Annotated in this window: 22 protein-coding genes; 15 read left to right on the top strand and 7 right to left on the bottom strand. The window is 74.3% G+C overall.

What is annotated here, in order from left to right; all coding sequences use genetic code 11:
• Positions 1-32: 32 nt before the first annotated feature.
• The 8 genes from ACFVXH_RS29640 to ACFVXH_RS29605 all read left to right on the top strand — a co-directional run bounded on the left by ACFVXH_RS29640 (position 33) and on the right by ACFVXH_RS29605 (position 9358).
• Positions 33-416 carry an acyl-CoA thioesterase gene (locus ACFVXH_RS29640; protein ID WP_387828846.1) on the top strand — a complete coding sequence of 128 codons (384 nt, stop codon included), beginning with the start codon at positions 33-35 and terminating at the stop codon, positions 414-416.
• Entirely contained in the window at positions 413-2803 is a 2391-nt protein-coding gene (locus tag ACFVXH_RS29635; protein WP_387828797.1) for an FAD-dependent monooxygenase, read from the top strand. The genes ACFVXH_RS29640 and ACFVXH_RS29635 overlap by 4 nt, the downstream gene beginning before the upstream one ends.
• 68 nt (positions 2804-2871) lie before the next feature.
• Complete coding sequence (locus ACFVXH_RS29630; RefSeq protein ID WP_387828795.1) at positions 2872-3843, top strand: carbon-nitrogen hydrolase family protein; 972 nt, start codon at positions 2872-2874, stop codon at positions 3841-3843.
• Positions 3840-5003: a cupin domain-containing protein gene (locus ACFVXH_RS29625; protein ID WP_387828793.1), complete on the top strand. Its 1164-nt coding sequence runs from the start codon at positions 3840-3842 to the stop codon at positions 5001-5003. Before ACFVXH_RS29630 ends, ACFVXH_RS29625 begins: the two co-directional genes overlap by 4 nt.
• A 17-nt stretch (positions 5004-5020) precedes the next feature.
• Positions 5021-5935 (top strand): fumarylacetoacetate hydrolase family protein, encoded by a 915-nt coding sequence (locus ACFVXH_RS29620; RefSeq protein ID WP_387828791.1) that lies wholly within the window; start codon positions 5021-5023, stop codon positions 5933-5935.
• Positions 5936-5966: 31 nt separating this feature from the next.
• Positions 5967-6719, top strand: coding sequence for an Asp/Glu racemase (locus tag ACFVXH_RS29615; RefSeq protein WP_049650649.1), 753 nt, complete (start codon positions 5967-5969; stop codon positions 6717-6719).
• Positions 6720-6875: 156 nt separating this feature from the next.
• Positions 6876-7736 (top strand): PaaX family transcriptional regulator C-terminal domain-containing protein, encoded by an 861-nt coding sequence (locus ACFVXH_RS29610; protein ID WP_049650650.1) that lies wholly within the window; start codon positions 6876-6878, stop codon positions 7734-7736.
• Positions 7733-9358, top strand: coding sequence for an amidohydrolase (locus ACFVXH_RS29605; protein ID WP_387828789.1), 1626 nt, complete (start codon positions 7733-7735; stop codon positions 9356-9358). The genes ACFVXH_RS29610 and ACFVXH_RS29605 overlap by 4 nt, the downstream gene beginning before the upstream one ends.
• Positions 9359-9365: 7 nt before the next feature.
• Here the strand turns inward: ACFVXH_RS29605 and ACFVXH_RS29600 are convergent, their stop codons facing one another.
• The gene (locus ACFVXH_RS29600; protein WP_074004506.1) at positions 9366-9884 is read right to left on the bottom strand and encodes a universal stress protein; all 519 of its coding nucleotides are present in this window, start codon (positions 9882-9884) and stop codon (positions 9366-9368) included.
• 175 nt (positions 9885-10059) lie between these two features.
• On the opposite strand from ACFVXH_RS29600, the gene ACFVXH_RS29595 reads away from it, so the two are divergent.
• The 3 genes from ACFVXH_RS29595 (at position 10060) to ACFVXH_RS29585 (ending at position 12373) form a co-directional block, all read left to right on the top strand.
• Positions 10060-10701, top strand: coding sequence for an alpha-ketoglutarate-dependent dioxygenase AlkB (locus tag ACFVXH_RS29595; RefSeq protein ID WP_049650653.1), 642 nt, complete (start codon positions 10060-10062; stop codon positions 10699-10701).
• A gap of 121 nt (positions 10702-10822) precedes the next feature.
• A complete protein-coding gene (locus ACFVXH_RS29590) occupies positions 10823-11599 on the top strand; it encodes a VOC family protein (protein ID WP_387828786.1) in 777 nt (258 codons plus the stop codon).
• A gap of 162 nt (positions 11600-11761) precedes the next feature.
• On the top strand, positions 11762-12373 hold the full coding sequence (locus ACFVXH_RS29585; RefSeq protein ID WP_049650655.1) for a hypothetical protein: 612 nt from the start codon (positions 11762-11764) through the stop codon (positions 12371-12373).
• Positions 12374-12451: 78 nt separating this feature from the next.
• Here the strand turns inward: ACFVXH_RS29585 and ACFVXH_RS29580 are convergent, their stop codons facing one another.
• The 3 genes from ACFVXH_RS29580 to ACFVXH_RS29570 all read right to left on the bottom strand — a co-directional run bounded on the left by ACFVXH_RS29580 (position 12452) and on the right by ACFVXH_RS29570 (position 15852).
• Positions 12452-13345: a carbohydrate ABC transporter permease gene (locus tag ACFVXH_RS29580; protein WP_387828844.1), complete on the bottom strand. Its 894-nt coding sequence runs from the start codon at positions 13343-13345 to the stop codon at positions 12452-12454.
• Between the two features lie 20 nt (positions 13346-13365).
• Complete coding sequence (locus ACFVXH_RS29575; protein ID WP_049650656.1) at positions 13366-14343, bottom strand: carbohydrate ABC transporter permease; 978 nt, start codon at positions 14341-14343, stop codon at positions 13366-13368.
• Between the two features lie 198 nt (positions 14344-14541).
• Positions 14542-15852 (bottom strand): extracellular solute-binding protein, encoded by a 1311-nt coding sequence (locus tag ACFVXH_RS29570; protein ID WP_117492337.1) that lies wholly within the window; start codon positions 15850-15852, stop codon positions 14542-14544.
• A 324-nt stretch (positions 15853-16176) separates the two neighbouring features.
• Between ACFVXH_RS29570 and ACFVXH_RS29565 the strand changes: the two genes are divergently transcribed.
• The gene (locus tag ACFVXH_RS29565; RefSeq protein WP_049650658.1) at positions 16177-16983 is read left to right on the top strand and encodes an IclR family transcriptional regulator; all 807 of its coding nucleotides are present in this window, start codon (positions 16177-16179) and stop codon (positions 16981-16983) included.
• 268 nt (positions 16984-17251) lie between these two features.
• Positions 17252-17998, top strand: a complete 747-nt coding sequence (locus ACFVXH_RS29560; RefSeq protein ID WP_387828783.1) for an alpha/beta hydrolase family protein — start codon at positions 17252-17254, stop codon at positions 17996-17998.
• A gap of 18 nt (positions 17999-18016) precedes the next feature.
• Here ACFVXH_RS29560 and ACFVXH_RS29555 read toward each other — a convergent pair whose 3' ends face one another.
• Together ACFVXH_RS29555 and ACFVXH_RS29550 are read right to left on the bottom strand one after the other, a co-directional pair.
• A complete protein-coding gene (locus tag ACFVXH_RS29555; protein WP_074004499.1) occupies positions 18017-18541 on the bottom strand; it encodes a universal stress protein in 525 nt (174 codons plus the stop codon).
• A 256-nt stretch (positions 18542-18797) separates the two neighbouring features.
• Positions 18798-19475: a TetR/AcrR family transcriptional regulator gene (locus ACFVXH_RS29550; protein WP_074004498.1), complete on the bottom strand. Its 678-nt coding sequence runs from the start codon at positions 19473-19475 to the stop codon at positions 18798-18800.
• A gap of 144 nt (positions 19476-19619) precedes the next feature.
• On the opposite strand from ACFVXH_RS29550, the gene ACFVXH_RS29545 reads away from it, so the two are divergent.
• On the top strand, positions 19620-20438 hold the full coding sequence (locus ACFVXH_RS29545) for an MOSC domain-containing protein (protein ID WP_387828781.1): 819 nt from the start codon (positions 19620-19622) through the stop codon (positions 20436-20438).
• Positions 20439-20560: 122 nt separating this feature from the next.
• On the opposite strand, the gene ACFVXH_RS29540 is transcribed toward ACFVXH_RS29545, so the two are convergent.
• A complete protein-coding gene (locus ACFVXH_RS29540) occupies positions 20561-20893 on the bottom strand; it encodes a ribonuclease (protein ID WP_049650667.1) in 333 nt (110 codons plus the stop codon).
• Positions 20894-21280: 387 nt separating this feature from the next.
• On the opposite strand from ACFVXH_RS29540, the gene ACFVXH_RS29535 reads away from it, so the two are divergent.
• Positions 21281-22798 carry a carboxyl transferase domain-containing protein gene (locus ACFVXH_RS29535; protein WP_387828779.1) on the top strand — a complete coding sequence of 506 codons (1518 nt, stop codon included), beginning with the start codon at positions 21281-21283 and terminating at the stop codon, positions 22796-22798.
• Positions 22799-22814: the final 16 nt, after the last annotated feature.

Raw genomic sequence — 22814 nt, 5'->3', positions numbered from 1 at the left:
TGACCCCGGCCAGCGTCACCGTCGAGCGCCGGGTGGAGTGGTCCGACACCGACGCCGCCGGGCACTACCACTTCTCCGCCGTGCAGCGCTGGGCCGAGGCGGCGGAGGCGGCCCTGCTGCGCCGGCTCGGGCTCGCCGAACTGTTCGGGCGGATACCCCGGGTGCACTTCGAGGCCGACTACCGCGAACGGCTCTGGTTCGGCGACCTCGTCCGCACCGAACTGCGGGTCATCCGGGTCGGCGGCTCCTCCCTGCACTACGCCTTCGAGGTGCACGGCCCGCACGGACTGGCCGCGAGCGGGCGGATGTCGGTGGTGCACGCCGCGCCGCAGGACGGGGGCTCCCAGCCGTGGCCCGCGCAGGTCCGCCGCACGCTGGCCGAGGCGGGGCCGCAGCGGCCCGAGGTGCTCGCATGAGCACGGCACCGGACCGCGCGGGCCGACCGGACGCGGCTCCGCGGGCGGTGCGCCGGATCGCGGTGATCGGCGCCGGCCCCGGCGGGCTCTACTTCGCCGCCCTGGCCAAGCAGCTGGCACCCGACCGGGACATCACCGTCTTCGAACGGGACGGCCGGGACGACGAGTTCGGCTTCGGCGTGGTCTTCTCCGACGAGACCCTGGACGGCATCGCCCGGGCCGACCCGCTCGTCTTCGCCGCGATCAGCGCCGAGTTCGCCCGCTGGAGCGACATCGACATCCGCTACGCGGGCGAGGTCCGCACCAGCGGCGGCCACGGCTTCGCCGCCCTGGACCGCAACCGGCTGCGCGCCGTCCTCCGACAGCGCTGCGCCGAGCTGGCGGTGGACGTCCGCTACCGCACCCCGGCCCCGCCCGTCGACCGACTGTCCGCCGAGTACGACCTGGTGGTGGCCGCCGACGGCATCCGCTCCGGCACCCGGGCCGCCCACCCCGAGAGCTTCCGCCCCGACCTGGACGAACGCCACTGCCGCTACATGTGGCTCGCCACCGACAAGGTCTTCGAGGCCTTCACCTTCATCGTCGAGCGGTACGACTTCGGCGTCCTCCAGGTGCACGCCTACCCGTACAGCGCCACCCGCTCGACCTTCATCGTCGAGGCGGCCGCGGACGCCTGGCACCGCGCCGGCTTCGATGCCTTCGCCGCACGGGAGTCGGCGCGCGGCGAGAGCGACCTGGCGAGCGTGCGGCGCTGTGCCGAGCTGCTCGCCGGGCACCTGGACGGCCACCGGCTGATCCCCAACGCCTCCCGCTGGATCCGCTTCACCACGGTCCGGAACGCGAGCTGGCGCCACCGCAACGTGGTCCTGCTCGGCGACGCCGCGCACTCCGCGCACTTCTCGATCGGCTCCGGCACCAAGCTCGCCCTGGAGGACGCCCTCGCCCTGGCCGCCGCGCTGAGCGAACAGCCCACCCTGGACGCGGCGTTGGCCTGGTACGAGGCCGAGCGGCGCCCGGTGGTGGAGTCCACCCAGCGCGCCGCGCAGGCCAGCCTGGAATGGTTCGAGACCATCGGGCGGCGCACCGGGCAGGGGATCGACCGGTTCGCCTTCAACCTGCTCACCCGCAGCCGGCGGGTCACCTACGGCAACCTGCGGGCCCGCGATCCCGCCTTCGTGGACGCCGTGGACACCGCCTTCGGCGGCTCGCCCGGGGTGCCGCCGATGTTCCGGCCGCTGAAACTGGGCGCGCTGGAACTGCGCAACCGCGTCGTGGTGCCCCCGCTCGCCACCTTCACCTCCCCCGACGCGCTGCCCAGCGGCTTCGACCGCGCCCAGCTGACCGGCCACGCGCTCGGCGGCGCGGGGCTGGTGATCGCCGGGATGACCGCGGTCAGCCCCGAGGGCCGGGCCACCGACCGCTGCCCGGGCCTGTGGACGGACCACCAGGAGGCCGCCTGGCGCCGACTCGTCGACGCCGTACGGGCGGTGAGCGAAACTCCGGTCGGCATCCAGCTGACCCACGCCGGTCGCCGGGGCGCGACCGCCGTCCCCGGACCGGACGGCGTCGGGCGCCCGCTCGCCGAGGGCTGGCCGCTGATCGCCCCCTCGGCCCTCCCCTGGGACACCGGCAGCCCGGTGCCGCACGAGGCGAACGACATCCAACTGACCGCCGTCACCGCGGACTTCGCGGCCGCCGCCGAGCGGGCCGCCCGGGCCGGCTTCGACGTGCTGGAGCTCCAGTTCGGCCACGGCCACCTGCTCTCCTCCTTCCTCTCCCCGCTCACCAACCGCCGCACCGACCGCTACGGCGGTCCGCTCGCCCACCGGCTGCGGCTGCCACTGGAGGTGCTGACGGCGGTGCGCGCCGTCTGGCCGTCCGGGCGGCCGCTGCTGGTGCGGATCTCGGCGAGCGACTGGGCGCCCGGCGGCACCACCGAGGAGGAGGCCGTGGCGATCGGCCGCGCGCTCGCCGGGGCCGGGGCGGACGCGCTGGACGTCTCCACCGGCGAGGTGGTGGCGCACCAGCGGCCGCCGTACGGGCGCGGCTACCAGACGCCGTTCGCCGAACTGGTCCGCGCCGCCACCAGCCTGCCGACCATCGCGGTCGGCGCCATCTCCGGGTTCGACGACGCGGACTCCGTCCTGCTGGCCGGCCGGGCCGACCTGGTCGCGGTCGGCCGCGCCCACCTGTACGACCCGCTCTGGACGCTGCACGCCGCCGCCGAGCGGAACCACACCGGGCCGGGCGCCCGCTGGCCCGAACCCTGGCGGGCCGGCAGCCGGAGGCCGCCCGGGCCGAACGCCGACCGGGTCGCCCCGCGCCTGCACCTGCTGCGCGAGCCGCCCCCGCCCGTCCACCGCCGCTGGTCACCGGACCTTCCGTGAGCGGCCCCCGAGCCCCTCGAGATGCCGTCGCGTTCCCCACCGCAGCCCCCGAGGAGGGACGAGGAACCATGCCCGACCTGCCCCGCTTCACCGCCGCCGCCGTCCAGGCCGCCCCGGTCTACCTGGACCCGGCCGCCACCGTCGACAAGGCCGTCGCGCTGATCCACGAGGCGGCCGGGCGCGGCGCCGAACTGGTGGTCTTCCCCGAGGTCTTCGTGCCCGGCTACCCGTACTGGAACTGGACGATGAACCCGGTGCAGGGCTCGCCCTGGTACGACCGGCTGTACCGGTCCGCCGTGGACGTCCCCGGCCCGTACGTCGACACCCTGCGGGCCGCCGCCCGGCAGGCCGGCGTGGTGCTGGTGATCGGGGTCAACGAACGCGGCCGGCCCGGCCTCGGACCGCTGTACAACACCCTGCTGATCATCGGCGCGGACGGCGAACTGCTCGGCGTGCACCGCAAGCTGGTGCCGACCTGGGCCGAGAAGCTGACCTGGGGGCAGGGCGACGGCAGCACCCTCACGGTGCACCCCACCGCCGTCGGCCCGCTCGGCGCGCTGGCCTGCGGCGAGAACACCAACCCGCTGGCCCGCTTCACCCTGCTGGCCCAGGGCGAACTCGTCCACGCCGCCTGCTACATCGCGCTGCCGGTGGGCCCCGAGGACTACGACATGGCGGACTCCATCGCCCTGCGCACCGCCGCGCACTGCTTCGAGGGCAAGGTGTTCTCGGTCGTCTCCTGCTCCACCGTCTCCCCCGAGATCGTGGACCTGATCGCCGGCGACGACCCGCGGCTCCGCAAGCAACTCGCGCGCCCGCACAGCGCCCTGTCCGGGATCTTCGGCCCGGACGGCCGCGCCGTCACCGAACCGCTGGTGGACGAGGAGGGCATCGTCTACGCCGAGATCGACCTCGGCCGCTGCGTCCAGCCCCGGCAGATGCACGACATCGTCGGCCACTACAACCGCTTCGACGTCTTCCGGCTGCACGTGGACAACCGCCCGCTGCGGCCGCTGGTGTTCCCCGAGGAGGAGGCATGACCAGTCCCGAACGCACCCCCGGCCACGACGGTCACGACGACCAGGACCGTTACGACAGTCACGACGACGACCGGATCGGCCGGGCCAGGGTCACCGACAGCCCGGAACTGCTCGCCTACTACGAGGAGTTGGCCAAGTACCAGGCCGGCGCCCTGTGGACGGTCGCCAACGAGATCGAACCCTGGTACCCGCAGCCGAGGTCCGTCCCCGTGCTCTGGCGCTACGCCGACCTCCGCCCACTGGTGCACAAGGCCCTGCCCCTGGTGAAGGCCGACGACGCCGGGCGCCGGGTGGTGATGCTGGTGAACCCCGGCCGCCGCGAACTGAGCGCCGCCGTAGGCCTGTTGTACACCGGGCTGCAGATCATGGGCCCCGGCGAGGCGATGACGGCGCACCGCCACCAGGCCTCCGCACTGCGCTTCGTCCACGAGGGCACCGGCGCCTGGACCGTCGTGGACGGGCAGAAGCTCAAGGTCGGCCCGCGCGACTTCGCGATCACCCCGAACAACACCTGGCACGAGCACGGCAACGAGGCCGACGACGCCCCGGTGATCTGGCAGGACGGCCTGGACATCCCGCTGGTCAACACCCTCGACGCCAACTTCTACGAGGTCCACCCGGAGCTGTACCAGCGGCCCGGGCCGGTCACCGACTCCTCGCTGCTCAGCTACGGCGGCAACCTGCTGCCGTACGGCGTCGAGAAGTGGACCCGCCCCTACTCGCCGCTGTTCGGCTGGCCCTGGGAGCCCAGCTACCACGCGCTCTGCCGACTCGCCCGCGCCACCGAGGGATCGCCCTTCGACGGCGTGGTCATGGAGTACACCAACCCCGTCACCGGCGGCCCGGTGATGCCGACCATGTCCGCCCACCTGCAACTGCTGCGACCGGGCCAGGCCACCCGCGCCCACCGGCACACCGGCTCGGTGGTGTACACCGCGGCCAAGGGGCGGGGCGTCTCGGTGATCGCCGGCCACCGCTTCGAGTGGCAGCGGGGGGACGTCTTCGTCGTCCCGTCCTGGGCCTGGCACGAGCACGCGAACCTCGACCAGGGCGAGGACGCCTGCCTGTTCTCCTTCAACGACTTCCCGGTGATGCACTCGCTCGGCCTCCACCGCGAAGAGGCCCACCCGGACGGGCAGCAGCCCACCACCACCGCCTGACCAGGAGCCCCACCGCCATGCACCTGTTGACCTTCCGAATCGCCGACCCCGCTGCCACCGCCGAAGCCGCAGCCGCCCCGCGCCTCGGCGCCCGGCTCGACGGCGACCGGGTCGCCGACCTGACCGCCCTGGCCGCCGCCGCCGGTGTTCGACTCCCGCCCGACCTCCTCGGGTTGATCCGCGCCGGGGAACCGGCCCTGGCCGTCGTCCGCGAGCTGCTCGCCGGCTCCCCGGCCACCAGGCCGCTCGCCGAGGTCTCGCTGTGCGCGCCGCTGCGCCCCGGCAAGATCGTCGGCGTCGGCCTCAACTACGTGGAGCACGTGGCCGAGTCGCACCGCACCCTGGACACCGACCGCGAACTCCCCGACCGCCCGGTACTGTTCGGCAAGCCCTCGACCGCCGTCACCGGCCCGGGCGGGCCCATCCCGCACAACGCCGACCTCACCAAGCAGCTCGACTGGGAGTGCGAACTCGCCGTGGTGATCGGCGCGCCCGCCTTCCGGGTGGCCGAGGCGGACGCGCTGCGGCACGTGTTCGGCTACAGCATCGTCAACGACATCAGCGCCCGCGACCAGCGCCGCTCCGGCCAGTGGTTCTTCTCCAAGGGCCAGGACGGCTACGCCCCCTTCGGCCCGGTCGTGGTGACCGCCGACGAGATCCCCGACCCGCAGCGGCTCGACCTCTCGCTGAAGGTCAACGGCGAGCCGCGGCAGGACTCCAACACCCGCCACATGCTGTTCGGCGTCGCCCGGCTGATCGCCGACATCTCCTCCGGCGTCACCCTGGAACCGGGCGACGTGATCGCCACCGGCTCCCCCTCCGGCGTCGGCGCCGGGATGGTGCCCCCGCGGTTCCTCCAGCCCGGCGACCTCGTCGAGGCCACCATCGAGCGGATCGGCACCCTCGCCAACCCCGTGGTCGACGCCCGCTGACCAGCCCCGACCGGAAAGGACCGTCCGCCCGATGACCACCTACCGGATCGGCCAGATCGTCCCGAGTTCCAACGTCACCATGGAGACCGAGGTCCCCGCCCTGTTGCGGGCCCGCGAGGCGGTCGCCCCCGAGCGGTTCACCTTCCACTCCAGCCGGATGCGGATGACCAGGGTCACCCCCGAGCAACTGCGCGCCATGGACGCCGAGTCCGACCGCTGCGCCGCCGAGCTCTCGGACGCCCGGGTGGACGTGCTCGGCTACGCCTGCCTGGTCGCGGTGATGGCCACCGGCCACGGCTACCACCGCGAGGCCGAGCGGCGGCTGCACCTGCGCACCATCCAGAACGGCGCCCCCGCGCCCGTGGTCACCAGCGCCGGCGCCCTGGTCGCCGGGCTGCACGAACTCGGGGCCGCCAAGGTCGCGATGGTCACCCCGTATCTGCGGCCGCTGGCCCGGACGGTGGTCGAGTACCTCGCCGCGGAGGGCATCGAGGTGCTCGACCACGCCGCCCTGGAGATCGCCGACAACCTCGACGTGGCCGCCCACGACCCGGCCCGGCTGCCCGCGATCGCCCGCGGTCTCGCCCACGCCGGGGCGGACGCCGTGGTGCTCTCGGCCTGCGTGCAACTGCCCTCGCTGTCCGCCGTCGAGGAGGCCGAGCAGCAGCTCGGCAAGCCCGTGGTCTCGGCCGCCGTCTGCACCACCCACCAGCTGCTGCGGGCCCTCGGCCTGCCCGCCTTCGCCCCCGGGGCCGGGACCCTGCTCTCCGGCGCCTACGCGTAGCGGGCGGTGGCGGTCTGCGCAGTAGGCGTCACCCGTAGCAGGTGTTCCGTGCGCTTCCCGCCGGATCGGCGCATCCGGCAAAGATCGGCAAGACCCTTCCGATGTCCCGCACCCTCGTTATGATCGCCACCAGTCGCCGGGGAGGAGGGCCCGCGCATGTCCGAGAACGCACCCCGGCCGAGCTCCCTGATCAACACCGTCTACGGCGAGTTCGTCCGCCGCCTCGGCGGCTGGATATCCATCGCCGACCTGATCGCCCTGCTGGCCGAGCTGGACGTCGACGGCCCGGCCGTCCGCTCGGCGACGTCCCGGCTGAAGAAGGCCGGCACCCTGCTCCAGGAGCGCCGCGGCGGAACCGGCTACCGGCTCGCCCCGGCGGTGGAGCCGGTCTTCGAGGAGGGCGACCGGCGGATCTTCCACAGCCTGGAGCCCGCCGCACTCGCCGACGGCTGGGTGGTGGCGGTCTTCTCGGTGCCCGAGTCCGCCCGCGCCCACCGCCACCAGCTGCGCTCCCGGCTGAGCTGGCTCGGCTTCGGCAACGCCGCCCCCGGGGTCTGGCTGGCGCCCGCCCGGCTGCTGCCGGACGCCCGCCGGCTGCTGGACCGGCTCGGGCTGAGCGCCTACGTCCACCTGTTCCTCTCCGCCGAGTACGCCGGCTTCGCCGATCTCCGGACGGCGGTGGCGAGTTGGTGGGACCTCCCGGCGATCGAGGCGCAGTACGCGGCCTTCGCCGACGCCTGGCACCCGGCCGCCGAGGAGCGGCGCGACCGGTCGCCGGTCGACCCGGCCGAGGCGTTCCGCGCCTACGTGCCGATGCTCACCCAGTGGCGCCGCCTGCCGTACCTGGACCCGGGGCTGCCCGCGCAGCTGCTGCCCGCCGACTGGAACGCGGTACCGGCCCGCGCGGTGTTCACCGAGTTGCACGGACTGCTCGCCGAGCCCAGTCTTCGGTACGTCGAGAAGGTCACCGGGCTGTCCCGCCCCCCGGTGTGTCCGGCGATCCAGGAGCCGCAATGACCGACCCCGCCCCCGTCCCCGCCGACCTGCTGATCCGGGCCGCCGCCGTGCACACCCTGGTGCCCGGCGAGCCGCCCCGCCGGGCGGTCGCCGTCACCGGCGGCCGGATCACCGCCCTGTCCCCCGCGCCCGACGGCCTGGACGCCCTGGTCGGCCCGGCCACCGAGGTGGTGGACGCCCCGGGCTCGACGGTGCTGCCCGCCTTCGACGACACCCACACCCATCTGGTCATGGCCGGGCACAGCGTCCACGGCGTGCCCGTCCACCGGGCCGACGACCTGGCCGGGTTCCTCGCCCTGATCCGCGAGCGCGCCGCCCGCACCCCCGCCGGGGAGTGGATCCAGACCACGGTCAACTGGCAGGAGGTACTGCTGGCCGAGCAACGGATGCCCACCACCGGAGAGTTGGACGCGGCCACCGCGGACCACCCGGTGCTGGTGCGCCGCGGCGCGTACAACATGGTGCTCAACTCGGCCGCGCTGCGGCTGGCCGGGATCACCGAGGCCACCGAGGCACCGCCCGGCGGTGTGATCGAGCGCGACCGGCACGGACGGCTCACCGGCCGGCTGGTCGACCGGGCGGTCGAGCCGGTCGAGCGGGTGCTGCCGCGCCCCACCCTCGCGGAGCGGATCGAGGGCCTGCGCGCCGCCTCCGCCGACTTCGCCGCCACCGGCATCGGCACCGTCCGCGACTGCCTGGTGCCGGTCGAGGACCTGGAGGTGCTGGACGCCGCGCGGGCCGGGGGCGCCCTGGCCGTCCGGGTCCGGGCGCTGGTCTCCGGCTTCGCCGCCCGCACGCCGGAGCAGGTGGACGCGCTGCTGGAGCGGATGGACGCCTGGCGCTCCGCCGGCCGGGACGACGGCCGACTGAGCCTGTGGGGCGTCAAGTTCGGCATCGACGGCGGTTTCGAGGCGGGCGCCGTGGAGGAGCCCTACCGGGGGCAGCCGTGCTACCACGGCCGACTGCTCTGGGAGCCGGCCGAGCTGCTCGCGGCGGTGGACCGGGTGGTCGGGCGGGGCTGGCGGGTCGGCGTGCACGCCTGGGGCGACCGCGGGCTGCGGGTGCTGCTGGACGTCTTCGAGCAGGTGGCCGCGCGCCGCCCCGGCCTGCCGCCCGGCACCCTGGTGGTCGAGCACGGCGGCCTGGCCCGCCCCGGACAGCGGGCCCGGGCGATCGCCCTCGGCATCCCGGTGACGGTCCAGCACCCGCTGCTGCACGACGGCGCGCTCACCCAGCAGCGGGCCTGGGGCGAGGAGCGCACCGCCGCGCTCTTCCCACTGCGCGAGTGGCTGGACGAGGGCGCGCTGATCACCGGGGGCTCGGACTTCCCGGTCGGCCCGTACGGCGCGATGGTGTCGGTCTGGGGCATGACCACCCGGGGCACCACGGCCGGGGTGGTCGGCCCGCAGCACGCGATCGGCCGGGCCGAGGCGGTCGCCCTGCACACCGTGAACGCGGCCCGGCTGACCGGCGAGAGCGCGGTACGCGGCAGCCTGCGGCCGGGGGCGTTCGCCGACCTCACGGTGTGGCCGGTCGATCCGCTGGACTGCCCGGTGGACGCGCTGCGCGACCTTCGCCCCACCCGTACGGTGGTCGACGGCCGCACCACGCACCGGAGTTGACGGACCGTCAGGCCGCCGCGAGCTCCCGCAGGTCGATGCCGCGGTGCAGCGCGCGCAGGTCCTCGTGCAGCGTGGACGGCGGAACGGCGAGCACCCCGCACCGGGCCCGGGCCAGGCACTGCCGGGTGACCGAGCGGCGCGTCAGCCCGCGCAGCCTGACCCGCAGGCCGCCCTGCTCGCCGGTGCTGACCACCAGCAGGTCGCCCGGACGGTCGGCGAGCCCGGTCAGCACCGTGGCGGCATCGCCGCGCACGACCAGCGGCCGCACCGGCACGCCGATCGGCAGACCGCCGAAGGCCTGCTCCAGCGCGCTCGCCATCCGCGCCTCGGCGAGTTCCTGCCAGGCGCGCAGCAGCGGCGGGCACGGCCGGGCCCGGTAGTTGCGCTCGCCGCCGACCGGCGTCCAGGCGAGCACCGGCACCAGCACCGCCTGCCGGACCCGGGCCTCCTCGGCCGCCCGGTGCAGGGCGGTCAGGCTGTGCAGGGAGCCGCTGACTCCGACGATGACGCGGGCGCCGTCCGACATGATCCTTCGCTTTCCGATGTCAAAACTCTTCAATGTCTGCGATTAGGTTGCCACACTCCCAATTTGGCCTGCAAATCGAAGGCATTAACTGAATATCACCGTGCATCGCTCGGCATACCCATGCCCTGGGCGCAATATTCGAGCACCTGTTCGAACAAGGGCGTACGCTGACCCCATGCACGGCACCGTCCACCTCCAGCCCTCGCTGTTCGACGACACCGACCGCGGCGGCGTCCGCCTCGGCCCGCTCGACGGCCTGCGACGGCAGCCGCTCGGCGACGGCGCCTGGCTCGACCTGCTCCCGGGCTGGTTGCACGGGGCCGACGAGCTGTTCGAACAGCTGGCCGCCACCGTGCCCTGGCGCGCCGAACGCCGCGAGATGTACGAGCGGACGGTCGACGTCCCGCGCCTGCTGGCCTCCTACCCGGCGCACGCCGAACCGCCCCACCCGGTGCTCGGCCTGGCCCGGGCCGCCCTGAGCGACCACTACGCCCGGGAGCTGGGCGAGCCGTTCCGCACCCTCGGACTCTGCTACTACCGGGACGGCCGGGACAGCGTGGCCTGGCACGGCGACCGGATCGGGCGCGGCGCCCGCGAGGACACCATGGTGGCGATCCTCTCCGTCGGCGAGCCGCGCACCCTGGCACTGCGGCCCCGGTCCGGCGGCACGACCGTCGTCCGCCACCCGCTCGGCCACGGGGACCTGGTGGTGATGGGCGGCTCCTGCCAGCGCACCTGGGAACACGCGATCCCCAAGACGGCCCGCCCGGTGGGCCCGCGGATCAGCGTCCAGTTCCGGCCGCACGGGGTGTCCTAGGCATCGTCGTCGGGGACGCCCGCTTGCCGCGCACCCGCCGGGCGCGGAGGCTGGCGGGTGGGGCCGTTGCGCCGGGCACCGGACGCCGGGCGCCGGACACCGGGCCCGCCAGGAGGACCGCATGCCGAAGCCGGGCAACTACCGCCCCGGGGTCCCGTGCTGGGTCGTGCTCACCACACCGGACACCGCACGGGCGCAGGCCTTCTACGGCGCGCTGTTCGACTGGGAGTTCGTCCCGACCGGCCCCGCCGAGGCGGTGGCCACCCGGTACGGCGCCCAGGTCGCGGCCGTCGAACGGGCCCGGCCGAGCGACCCGCCCGCCTGGACCACCTTCCTCGCCTGCCCCGACCCGCTGCGCACCGCCGCCGCCGTCCGGGCCGCCGGCGGCCGCCTCACCCGCGAACCGTACGAGGTGCCCGAGCAGGGCCGCGCCGCGCTCGCCGTCGACCCGCTCGGCGCCCGCTTCGGGCTCTGGCGGGCCGGCACCATCGACGGCGCCGGACTGGTCGACGAACCGGGCGCGTTCGCCTGGAACGAGCACCTCTCCCCCGACCCCGACGCCGCGCGGGCCTTCTACCGCCGGGTCGTCGGCTACAGCTACGACCGGCCGCGGGCGGGCCACACCCTCGCCCGGGTGGCCGGTCGGCCCGCGTGCAGCATCGGCCCCTTCGGCCCCTCGGGCCTTGGCGCCCGTCCGGAGGGGGGCGCACGCTGGCTGGTCCACTTCGCGACCGAGGACACCGACCGCGCGGCCGACCGGCTGCGCTCCCTCGGCGGCACCGTCGTCACCGGTCCGGTGCCGGGGCCGTTCGGCCGCACCGCGCTGGTCCGGGACGACGCCGGCGCGGAGTTCGTGCTGGTCGCCGTCCCGGCCCGCGACTCCGCGGCCGCGGCCTGAGCCCCGGCCGCCGACGCTCCGGCCCCTCGCCCGGGGAGCCGGCGAGGCCGCTGCCATCCCGTCAACTTGCCTCTACGGCAAGAAGATTCAGTACGACCCCACCGCCCGAGGGCGGCCGGACCCGCCGACCCGGCTGTCCGTTGCGCCCGCTACCGTGCTGATATGAGTTCCTTCCTGCGCGCGTACCTGGTCGACCCCGCGGAGCTCCGTGCCCGCGTCGGCAGCGGCGACGACGGAGCGGTCGACGAGGCCCTCGCGTACTTCGGCCCGTCCCTGGACAGGTCCGACGAGCACTTCGCCGACGAGATCGCGCAGGGCGCCCCGACCGCCCTGGAGGCGCTGCGCGCCGTGGTGCACGGCGGGCCCTTCTCCGGGAACGAGGACCACGCCTTCCAGTACGGCTACGCGTACCGGCGGCTGTGCTGGCTGGTCGGGCAACCCCTGGAGGTCGACTCCTTCGGCCCGTTCCGGGGCAACTGGCTGGAGGTCGTCGACGACGGTCTGAAGGCGTACGGGATCACCGCCGTCTCGGTCGCGGACTTCCAGTACGGCGGCGGCCTTCCCACCGGACTGCCCTTCTGCGCGGTGCCGTCCTGCGGCACCTGGTCGGCCGGGGACTGCGGGCAGGCGCTGGACCGGTTCGACCGGGCCGGGCGCGAGGGCCGCGCCCCGGTGCCGGAGCGCGAGGTGGCCGAGGCCGTCGCGGAGGTCGTCGGCTGGCTGCGGATCGCACGGAGCCGGAAGGGCACCGACATCGTCGGCTTCGTCTCCTGAGCCGGTCGGCAACCCCTGTACGACGGCGGGAGTCCCGTACAACGACGGGACTCCCGGCCGCTCCGCACCCGCGGGCGATCAGTCCTTCACCGCACCGGCCAGCCCGGAGACCAGCTTGCGCTGCACCGCGATGAAGAAGATCAGCACCGGCACGGTCATCAGCGTGGACGCCGCCATGATGCCGCCCCAGTCGTTCTCGTCCGGCTTGAAGAAGACCAGCAGCGCCGAGGGCAGCGTCTGGTTCTGGGTGGCGCTGATGATGAAGGTCTTGGCGAAGACGAAGTCGTTCCACGCCGCGATGAAGGAGAACACGCTGGTCGCGGCGAGGCCCGGCGCCACCAGCGGCAGCAGGATCCGCCACAGGATGCGGGTCCGGCCGGCCCCGTCGATCTGCGCCGCCTCCTCGATCGAGACCGGGACGGCCGCGACGAAGCCGCGCATCATCCAGATCCCGAACGGCAGCGAGAACGCCAGCTGCACCAGGACCAGCGAGGCCAGGGTGTTCAGCCCGATGCCCGGGGCGAACCGTCCGGCGTCGCGGAACATGAAGAACAGCGGGATGGTCAGCGCCTCGACCGGGATCATCTGGGCGATCAGGAACATCACCATGATGGTGGTGCGGAACTTGAACCGGAACCTGGTCACGGCCACCGCCGCCAGGAAGACCACGATCGCCGACAGCACCACCACCGACAGCGCGACCACCAGGCTGTTCCCGAAGTAGCGGGCGAAGCCGTCCACGCTGAGCACCTGACGGAAGCTCTCCAGCGTGGGGTGGGCGGTCCACGGCCTGGGGTCGAGCGACTGGATCTCGCCCTTGGGCTTGAAGGCCGAGAGCACCATCCAGAAGATCGGGAAGGCGGTGACCACGGCCAGCACGATCGCGCCGCTGTTGGCGGCCAGCCGCCACCGGCCGCGGGTGTTCCGACCCCGGGTGTTCCGGGGGCCGCCGGTGTTCCGGGTCGGCTTCACGGCCGGGGAGTTCGCCGGGCTCACAGTTCGTTCCCCGTCCGTCGCAGGGTGCGGATGTACAGGACCGTCGGGATCACCAGGATCAGCAGCATGATCACGCCGATCGCCGCGCCCAGCCCGTACTGCGAGGAGGCGAACGCCTTCTGGTACGCGTACACGTTGAGCACGAGGTTCTGGCCGGCGATGCCGCCGCCCTCGGTCATCACATAGATCTGGGTGAAGACCTTGAAGTCCCAGATCACCGACTGGATCACCACGATGGTCAGGATCGGGCGCAGCATCGGTGCGGTGATCCGGCGGAAGGTGGTCCAGGTGTTGGCGCCGTCCAGGGCGGCCGCCTCCATGATCTCCTCCGGGATGGCCCGGATGCCCGCGTAGAGGGTGACCATCACGAACGGGTAGGAGTGCCACACCACCACGGCGCCGACGATCAGGAACGCCGTCCACTTGTCGTAGAACCAGTTGAACTCGTGGAAGCCGGAGAGTCCGAGCCCCTCCAGGGTGTGGTTGACCAGGCCGAGGTTGGTGTCGAACAGGAAGCTCCACACCGTCGAACCGGTCATCGCCGGCGCCGCCCAGGCGGCCATCGCCGCGGTGGTCAGCACCAGCCGGGGCCACCGGCCGACCTTGGTGAGCAGCACCGCGAGGGTGGCGCCGACGGCCAGGGTGGCGACCACGCAGAACGCCGCGAAGCCGATGGTCTGGAACAGCACCGTCCAGAACTGCTCGTCCTCGAGGATCTTCGAGTAGTTGCCGAAGCCGACGAAGGAGGTCGGGGCGCCGCCCGAGGCCTGGGCCTGCCCGAAGTCCAGTACGGACAGCAGGCCGAGCTGGTAGATCGGGTAGGCGACCAGCGGGATCAGGATGACCGCGGCCGGCAGGAGCAGCAGCAGCGGGGGCCGCCGGCGCCGGCCGCCCGGGGGTGCGGCCGGCGCCCTTCCCCCACGGCGCCTCTGCGGGGAAGGCGGCGCCGGGGCGGTCGAGGTGGATACGGACACGTGCGGGACCTGCTCTCTGAGACGAACCGGGAGGGGGGCCGTCCGTACGCGGCCGGGGGCCGGCGGTGCGGCGCCGGTGGCTCGGTGCCGGCGGCGGGCGCGCCGACTCGACGCCGGTGCCGGCGGCGGTGGCGGTGGCGGTGGCTCACATGCCGGCGGCGGCGGTCGTGGCGCGCCCCCGCCGCCGGCGGTCGGCCGTCAGTGCGCGGCGAAGGCCGAGGAGACCTGCGCGGCCGCGTCGCCCGAGGCCTTGGCCACGTCCGCCTTGCCGGTGACGACCTGCTGGAGCATCGTCGGGATCACCGCCTGGGCGTCGATCTGCGCCCACGCCTGGTCGAGCGGCACGAACCTGGTGCCGGCCGCGATGGTGTCGGTGAAGGGCTTCAGGAACGCGTCCTTCGCCGCGACCTTGCCGCTGACGGACTTGAGCGTCGGCAGGTTGCCCATCGCGTCGTACATCTGCTCCTGGTACGCGGGGCTCGCCAGCAGCTCGGCGAACTCGACGGCCAGCGTGCGGTGCTTGGCCGCCTTCATCACGCCCAGGTTGTTGCCGCCGGCGAAGGCCGGGGCGATCGAGCCGGGCTTCTCGCCGGGCAGCGGCACCACGCCGTACTTGCCCTTGACCGCGCCCGCGTCCACCTTTCCGCGGTTGGAGTTGAGCAGCACCGCCATCGCCGACTTGCCGGCCGCGAACAGGTCGACGGTCTTGCCGCCGGTCAGGTCCGCGCACTGCTGGGCGGGGCAGCCGTCGGCGCCGAAGAGGTCGGTGTAGCGCTTGATCCCGGCCTGCGAGGCGGGCGAGTTGATCGCCGCCTTGAACGCGGCGCCGTCCTTGGTGGCGATGTCGCCGCCCGCGTCCCAGACGAAGGGCAGCGCGGCGAAGGTGTACTTGCCGCCGACGGCGATGCCGAAGGTGTCCGGGTGGGCGGCGTGGATCTTCTGGTTGGCGGCGACCAGTTCGGCGTACGAGGTCGGCGGGGTGAGGCCGGCCTCGGTGAACAGGTCGGTGCGGTAGTACAGCGCGCGCACGCCGACCCACCAGGGCAGGCCGTAGGTCTTGCCGTCCACCACGGCGGTCTTGGCGATCGCCGGGTCGAGGTCGCCCTTGTCCTGCCACGTGTCCAGCTCGGTGGTGATGTCGGCGAGGCCGCCGGCGGCGACGTAGCCGGGCAGGTCGGTGTTGCCGAACTCGACCAGGTCGGGGGCGCTGTTCGGGTCGTTGAACGCGCCCTTCATCTTGGCCGCGCGGGCCGAGGCGTCGGTGTCGATGTAGCTGACGTTGACGGTGACGCCCTGGTGGGAGGCCTGGAAGTCGGTCACGGCCTTGGCGATCACGGCCTCCTTGGCCGCGTTGCCCGCCTCGTTGTACAGCCAGACCTGCAGCGTGCCGGTCCGGTCGTCGGCGGCCTTGTCGCTCGCCGGCGAGGCGGTGCCGGGGGCACAGGCGGTGGCGGCCAGGCAGCCGGCGGCGAGCACGACGGCTGCGGCGGTCCGTCCGATGAGTCGCATGGTGGAGACCTCCCCTCCCGACAGCTGCCGCCGAGACGTCCGCCGCGGGGACGGGCACGTCGAAGCAGGCCCTGACCGGGGCCGATGGTGGGTGAAGTGGTGGGGGTACGGCAGGGCGCAGCGCTCGGGTGGGGCGACGTCGCCTGCTCGATGGCAGGGACGTTAGGCGGGGGCGATCGGCGCCAACAAGAGGGAGTTGGGGAAAGTTTTGCACTGCACAACGTTGTATCGAAGATGAGGCGATCCCGTCACGACCGGGTACGTTCTGACAACCGCCGCCGACCTGCGGGGGAACACCGGCAGAACGACACAGGGAACGGACCCATGACGGAGACGGCGCCCAAGAAACCCGCGACCGAACGCAACCAGTCCTCCTCGCTGCGCCGCGCGCTCGCCGTCCTCGGCTACGTCCGCGACCACGGCGACGGGCGCGGCGTGCCGCTCGCCCAGCTCGCCGACGGGCTCGGCCTGAACAAGAGCACCGTGCTGCGACTGGCCGGCCCCCTGCTGGACGAGCACCTCCTCGACCGGGACCGCGAGACCGGCTGGTTCCGGCTCGGCCACGGCTCCCTGCGGCTCGGCCAGGCCTACCTGACCACCCTCGACCTGCGCAGCGTCGCCGCCGAACACCTGCGGCGGCTCCAGCGCGAGGCGGGCGAGACCGTCCACCTGACCGTCTGGCAGGCCCCCGGGATCGTCTACCTGGACAAGGTCGAGGACGAGACCAACGTCCGGATGGCCTCCCGGGTCGGCAGCCGGGCCCCCGCCTACTGCACCGCCACCGGAAAGGCGATCCTCGCCTGGCTGCCCGAGGAGGCCGTCGCCGAGGTGGTCGCGGCCGGACTGCGCCCGGTGACCGCCTGGACCATCGCCGACGAGCCCCGGCTCCGCGCCGACCTCGCCCGCATCCGCGCCCGCGGCTACTCGATCGACGACCGCGAGAACGAGCCCGAGGTCCGCTGCGTCGCCGCCCCGATCTTCGACCACACCGGCGAGGTGACCGCCGCCCTGTCCGTCTCCGGCCTCACCTCACGGATGACCGCCGCCCGGGTCCGCGCCCTCGGCCCGGTGGTCGCCCAGGTCGGCCTGCGGATCTCCCGCGAGCTGGGCTCCGACCGCCAGCCGTCCTGAGAACGCCCCGTCCCGAGAACGCCCCGTCCTGAACGGTCGTCTGGCGGTCGCCCTGTTCCCGGAAACGCGGACAGGGCCCGGCGCCGAACGAACGGCACCGGACCCTGTCCGACTCTGGAGCGCCAGGCCCGGGTCGCACGGACTCTTCCTACTGAAAGTAGGACGTGCTCTGGTAGCACCACTGACGCCTGACGAGGAATCCCTCCCTCGCGACGAGAAGTACAGTACCAGCTCCGTGATCATCCACCGAACCGGAGGGGAACCCCGCATGACGAGCGCTCGACCCGAGGCCGGTCCGCCTGCCGCCCCGACTGCCGCTCCGTACGCGGAAGGGCGGCTGATGGACGTCCACCTCCCGGCCGCCGGCACCGCCGGACCGGCTCCCGTCGTCCTGCTCTGGCACGGCAACGGTCCGAACGAGCGCGACGTGCTGCGGCCGCTGGCCCGGGAGGCCGCCGGGCTGGGGCTGCTGGTGCTCGTCCCGGACTGGAGCTCCGAGCAGCCGGACCGCGGCGGCGCCGAACTGCTCGCCTCGCTGGCCCAGGCCCGCCGGATCGCCGCCGAGCACGGCGGGGACCCGGCCCGCTTCGTGCTGGCCGGCTGGTCGATGGGCGGCCGCGAGGCGATAGCCGTGGCCACCCACCCGGACACCCCCGCCGAGCTACGGCCCGTCGCCGCCGTCGGCATCGCCTCGCACTACTCGACCACGGCCGTCACCACCGGCGAGGCCCCGCTCGACCACCTGGCCGCCGGCCCGTCCCCCGTCCCGCTCTGGCTGGTCCACGGCACGGCGGACGGGATCGTGGACGTCGAGCACACCCGGCGGTTGAGCGCTGCTCTGACAAAGCAGATGTCGGCGGTACGGACCCTCGAACTGCCCACCGACCACGCCGGCGTGGTGATGACCGCCTACCACCCCGAGGCCGGCCGCTGCCTTCCGGCCACCGACGCCGACACCCTGGCCGCCGGCCGGCGGACCGCCGCCGTCCTCGCCGAGGCGGCCGGGCCGGCCTGACGTCAAGCCGGCCTGACCTCAGTTCCCCGCCGCCGGCTCCCGCAGCCCGCCACCGCGCTCCAGGGCCTCCAGCTCGCGCTGCAGCGGCGGACGCGGGACGGCCAGGACCGGGCAGGCGGCGTGCCGGACGCAGTAGGCGGTGACCGAGGGGTGCACCAGTCGGGCGAGGCGGCCGCGCTCCCGTCCGGCGCCGAGGACGAGCAGGTCACCGGGCCGGTCCGCGCACCGCACCAGCGTGTGGCCGGTGTCGCCGCGGACGGCCTGGCAGCGCAGCCGGACACCCGCGTGGCGTCCGGCGAAGGCCTCGTCGAGGGCCTGCCGCAGCCGGGCCACGGCGGCGTCGCGGCCGGCCTCGATCACCGGCGGGCACGGGGTGCGGCGGTAGCCGAGTTCGTCGCCGGGCGGGGTCCAGCAGAGCACCGCGAGCACCTCGACGTCCGAGCGACGGGCCTCGGCCACCGCGCGGTGCAGCGCGGCGAGGCTGCCCAACGAGCCACTGATGCCGACCACGATCCGGCCCCCGTCCGCACCACTGTCCGTCATGGCCCGCCCTGCCTCTCCGTCCGCCCGCGCGCCCGGGTGCCCTCGCACCGGGCCGGACCGGACCGCGCCGATTCCACCCCAGCAAAGCGGCCCGCGCCCGTACGGCCACGGGCCGTTGACGCGGCTCTGACGCGGGGCCCGTCCTTCCGTACGCGTCCCTGATGCGGCACGGGCGGAAGCTGGCTCAGGCTTGCGGCGGGCTCGGGCTTGCGGCGGGCTCGGACTCAGGCGGGCTCGGACTCAGGAGGGCTCAGGCTCAGGAGGGCTCCGGCTGCTCCGCCTCCCAGAGGTCCGCGAACATCCGGTCCAGGTGCTCCTCCCCGATCGGCGGGACCGGCAGCGGGTGGGTGGCCTGGGCGCGGAAGCCGTCGAGCAGCAGGGCGAGGTAGCGGCGCCAGAGGTCGGGGCGCAGCTCGGTGGCGGCCGGCAGGGCGCGGCAGAGCGGGCCGAGCAGGAAGAGCAGGTCCATGGTGACGACGTCGCGGCGCATGGTGCCCTGCTCCTGGGCGCGGGCGATCAGGGCGCCGACGGTGGTGGCGTGCCCGCGGCTGATCTCGATCATCCCTGGGATGGTCGGGATGGCCTGGGTGACCAGGTCGTTGATGCCCCGGTCGGCGGCGACCAGTTCGAAGATCCGCCCGAAGTACCGCTCGAGGCCGGTCCAGGCGTCCGCGTCGGCGAGCGCCTCCTCGCCCGCGGCGGCCAGGCCGCCCCCGGCGTCCGCGAACACCTCGCCGATCAGCGCCTCGCGGGTCGGGAAGTGCCGGTAGAGGGTGGCGTTGCCGACGCCCGCCTCCTTGGCGATCTGGTCCAGCGGCACGTCCAGGCCGTGCCGGGAGAACATGTCGCGGGCGGCGGCGAGCAGGAGGTCGCGGTTGCGCTGCGCGTCACGCCGGAGCCGCCCCGGGGGGTTCGCGCTGCTCGGTGGTGCCATGCCCCCGACCCTAGCAAGCGGCGCGCGGATCCACCCCGTCCCGCCTTCCGCCCCCGTCGGCCCGCTCAACTACCCTGTGGGATTCGCGAGATGGACGGTACGCGGGCGTAGCACGGCACGCCGGCGCGAAGGGGGAGCAGGACGATGGCCACGGTGACGGAACTGCGGTACTACCCGGTGAAGGGCTGCGCGGGGGTGGCGGCCGAGCAGGCGGAACTCACCCGGGCCGGGCTGGCCCACGACCGGGCGTTCATGGTGGTGGACGAGGAGGGCGTGTTCCGCTCCCAGCGCCGGGACCCGGTGCTGGCCACCGTCCGCCCGACGGTGGCGGAGGACGGCCGTTCGCTGACCCTGGCCGCCCCGGGGACGGAGCCGGTGTCGGTCCCGGTGGACACCGGGGGCCCGCGCCGTGAGGTGCGGCTCTTCGGTGCGCCGTTCTTCGGCATCGACCAGGGCGGGGAGGCCGCCGACTGGCTCTCCGGGGTGCTGGGCGCGCGCAGTCGGCTGGTCCGGGTGCCGCCGGAGCACGACCGGGTGACCGACGGGCTGGTCCCGGGCACCTCGGGCTACGCGGACAGCTGCGCCGTGCACCTGGTGTCGCACTCCTCGCTGGAGTACTTCAACGAGCTCTCCGGCACTCCGCCACTGCCGATGGACCGGTTCCGCCCGAACGTGGTGGTGGACGGCTGGTCCGAACCGCACACCGAGGACCTGGCCCGCCGGATCGAGGTGGGCGGGGCCGAACTGGGCTACGCCAAGCTCGCGATCCGCTGCGCGGTGACGATGGTGGACCAGTCCCACGGCACCAAGGCGGGCCCGGAGCCGCTGCGCACGCTGGCCCGGTACCGCCGGGCGGCGGCGGGCGGGGTGGCGTTCGGCAGCAAGTTCGCGGTGCTGCGGCCCGGCACGCTGCGGGTGGGGGACGAGCTGGCGGTGGGCGCCTGGGGGCCGTCCGAGCTCTGAGCCGGGGGCAGCGGCTACCGCTGCGGATACGGCCGCACGGCGGTGACCTCGGCGGGGAAGCCAGCCGGGGCCACCGTCGTGTCGGAGTGTCCGGGGACGGCCCCGGGGTGATCAGCGGACGGTCAGCAGGTCTGGTCGATCAGCGAGAACGTGGCGTAGTGGTCGCCGGTGTAGTAGTCCTCCTGGCTGGCCTGCCCGGTCACGATCCGGCGGGCGCCGCGGGTCGGGGAGCCCGGGGTGATGACGGTGTACTCGTGGTAGTAGCCGTAGGACTCGCTGGGCAGGACGCCCTCCCGGTTCTGGAAGACCACCCCGTCCTGGGAGTAGGGGAACGGTCCGCCGGAGGCGATCAGGTTGAGGGTGTCGGTGGCCTGCGACGGGAGGGCGGAGAGGCAGACCGAGCCGCTCACGTCGGCGTGCGCCTCGGTGGCGACGGCGACCGGGGCGAGGGTCATCAGGGCGACGGCGGTGACGGCGGCGGCGCGGGTCTTCCACGCGCGTAGAGTGCGAGTCATGTCCACCAGTCTGACGAGACACCGTCAGCTCCGGAAGCCCTCAGAAAAACTATTAACCAGCGAGTAACTACCCTTTACCTACGAGGACTTGAGCCGTACGCCGAGCCCCGCACCCCTCCCCCGGAGCCGTCCGCGAAACGCCCACGAACCGCCCGTCCAGCGCAAGGGTCGACCGCCATCGAACTCATGTCGGAGCTGTCCCGACCGGACCGTGCCGCATAGAGTGCCGCCTAGCCGGGCGGATCACGGCGGGGCCGGGACGACCGCCGGAACGACCGCCGGAGCAATCACCGGAACGATCGCCGGAACGACTCTGACGGGGTGGGCATGGGTACGGGCTCGGGCACGGCACTGACGGCCCACCAGCTGATCGGCCTGCTGGTGGATCCGGGCGGCTTCCGCGGTTGGGACGAGCCACCGGCCGTCGACCGGCCCGACCCCGGCTACCGCGCCTCCCTCGACCGCGCCCGCGAGCGCACCGGCCTGGACGAGGCCGTCCTCACCGGCGTCGGCTCGATCGACGGCCGGCCGGTCGCCCTCATCGCCTCCGAGTTCGGCTTCCTCGGCGGCTCGATCGGCGTCGCCACCGCCGAGCGGATCACCCGCGCCGTCGAGCGCGCCACCGCCGAGCGGCTGCCGCTGCTCGCCCTGCCCGTCTCCGGCGGGACGCGGATGCAGGAGGGGTCGGCGGCCTTCCTCTGCATGCTGCGGATCACCGCCGCCGTCCAGGCGCACCGCGCCGCCGGCCTCCCCTACCTCACCTACCTGCGCAACCCCACCATGGGCGGGGTCTTCGCCTCCTGGGGCACGCTCGGACAACTGGTCCTCGCCGAGCCCGGCGCCCGGCTCGGCTTCCTCGGCCCGCGCGTGTACGAGGAGCTGCGCGGCGTGGAACTGCCGCCGGACGTCCAGCGGGCCGAGACCCTCGCCGGCCAGGGACTGGTGGACGCCGTCGTACCGCCGCAGGAGCTGCGCGAGCTGCTCCGCCGCACCCTCGCCGTCCTCGCCGCCGCACCGCCGTCCCCTCCTACAGACCCCACCGCCTCTCCGACCCCTGTGCCCGTCCCCACTCACGGGCGCCCCGACGCCTGGGACTCCGTCCTCCGCACCCGGCGCCCCGACCGCCCGGGCACCCGCGAGCTGCTGCGGCACACCGCCGAGGAGCTGGTGCTGCTGGACGCCCCCGGCGGGCGCGACGGCGCACTGGTCCGGGCGCTGGCCCTGCTCGGCGGCCGGCCCGTCCTGGTCGTCGGCCAGCAGCGGCAGACCCCCGAGCACGAACGCCCCTTCACCGCCGCCGACCTGCGGGCCGTACGGCGCACCGCGCGCCTGGCCGAGCAGCTCGGACTGCCGCTGGTCACCGTGGTGGACACGGCCGGCGCCGAGCTGTCCGCCCAGGCCGAACTGGACGGCATCGCGGTGGAGATCGCCCACTGCCTGACCACCCTGCTCGCACTGCGCACCCCCGTCCTGGCCGTGCTGCTCGGCCAGGGCTCGGGCGGCGGGGCGCTCGCGCTGCTCCCGGCGGACCGGGTGATCGCCGCCGAGCACGCCTGGCTGGCGCCGCTGCCGCCGGAGGGCGCCTCGGCGATCGTCCACCGGGACGGCGCGCACGCCGCCGAGCTGGCCCGCGCCCAGGGCATCGGGGCGCACCAGCTGGCCGAGGTCGGACTGGTCGACGAGGTCGTCCCGGAGCTGCCCGACGCCGCCGAGGAGTCGGCGGCCTTCTGCGCCCGGCTCGGGCAGGCGGTCGGCGCGGCGCTCGGCGCCCTGTCGGCGACCACCGAAACGGACCGGCTCGCGGCCCGGGCCGTCCGGCACCGACGGCTGGGCGACCTCCGCTAGGACCCGCCTCCCACCT

This window comes from Kitasatospora sp. NPDC058184, from assembly GCF_042883725.1.
GTDB lineage: Bacteria > Actinomycetota > Actinomycetes > Streptomycetales > Streptomycetaceae > Kitasatospora.
This window is presented reverse-complemented; position numbering and strand designations above follow the sequence as displayed.

Coding starts and splice junctions, on each gene's coding strand:
- ACFVXH_RS29635 (WP_387828797.1), top strand. CDS start 413: ATGAGCACGGCACCGGACCGCGCGGGCCGACCGGACGCGGCTCCGCGG.
- ACFVXH_RS29630 (WP_387828795.1), top strand. CDS start 2,872: ATGCCCGACCTGCCCCGCTTCACCGCCGCCGCCGTCCAGGCCGCCCCG.
- ACFVXH_RS29625 (WP_387828793.1), top strand. CDS start 3,840: ATGACCAGTCCCGAACGCACCCCCGGCCACGACGGTCACGACGACCAG.
- ACFVXH_RS29620 (WP_387828791.1), top strand. CDS start 5,021: ATGCACCTGTTGACCTTCCGAATCGCCGACCCCGCTGCCACCGCCGAA.
- ACFVXH_RS29615 (WP_049650649.1), top strand. CDS start 5,967: ATGACCACCTACCGGATCGGCCAGATCGTCCCGAGTTCCAACGTCACC.
- ACFVXH_RS29610 (WP_049650650.1), top strand. CDS start 6,876: ATGTCCGAGAACGCACCCCGGCCGAGCTCCCTGATCAACACCGTCTAC.
- ACFVXH_RS29605 (WP_387828789.1), top strand. CDS start 7,733: ATGACCGACCCCGCCCCCGTCCCCGCCGACCTGCTGATCCGGGCCGCC.
- ACFVXH_RS29600 (WP_074004506.1), bottom strand. CDS start 9,884: ATGTCGGACGGCGCCCGCGTCATCGTCGGAGTCAGCGGCTCCCTGCAC.
- ACFVXH_RS29595 (WP_049650653.1), top strand. CDS start 10,060: ATGCACGGCACCGTCCACCTCCAGCCCTCGCTGTTCGACGACACCGAC.
- ACFVXH_RS29590 (WP_387828786.1), top strand. CDS start 10,823: ATGCCGAAGCCGGGCAACTACCGCCCCGGGGTCCCGTGCTGGGTCGTG.
- ACFVXH_RS29585 (WP_049650655.1), top strand. CDS start 11,762: ATGAGTTCCTTCCTGCGCGCGTACCTGGTCGACCCCGCGGAGCTCCGT.
- ACFVXH_RS29570 (WP_117492337.1), bottom strand. CDS start 15,852: ATGCGACTCATCGGACGGACCGCCGCAGCCGTCGTGCTCGCCGCCGGC.
- ACFVXH_RS29565 (WP_049650658.1), top strand. CDS start 16,177: ATGACGGAGACGGCGCCCAAGAAACCCGCGACCGAACGCAACCAGTCC.
- ACFVXH_RS29560 (WP_387828783.1), top strand. CDS start 17,252: ATGACGAGCGCTCGACCCGAGGCCGGTCCGCCTGCCGCCCCGACTGCC.
- ACFVXH_RS29555 (WP_074004499.1), bottom strand. CDS start 18,541: ATGACGGACAGTGGTGCGGACGGGGGCCGGATCGTGGTCGGCATCAGT.
- ACFVXH_RS29550 (WP_074004498.1), bottom strand. CDS start 19,475: ATGGCACCACCGAGCAGCGCGAACCCCCCGGGGCGGCTCCGGCGTGAC.
- ACFVXH_RS29545 (WP_387828781.1), top strand. CDS start 19,620: ATGGCCACGGTGACGGAACTGCGGTACTACCCGGTGAAGGGCTGCGCG.
- ACFVXH_RS29540 (WP_049650667.1), bottom strand. CDS start 20,893: ATGACCCTCGCCCCGGTCGCCGTCGCCACCGAGGCGCACGCCGACGTG.
- ACFVXH_RS29535 (WP_387828779.1), top strand. CDS start 21,281: ATGGGTACGGGCTCGGGCACGGCACTGACGGCCCACCAGCTGATCGGC.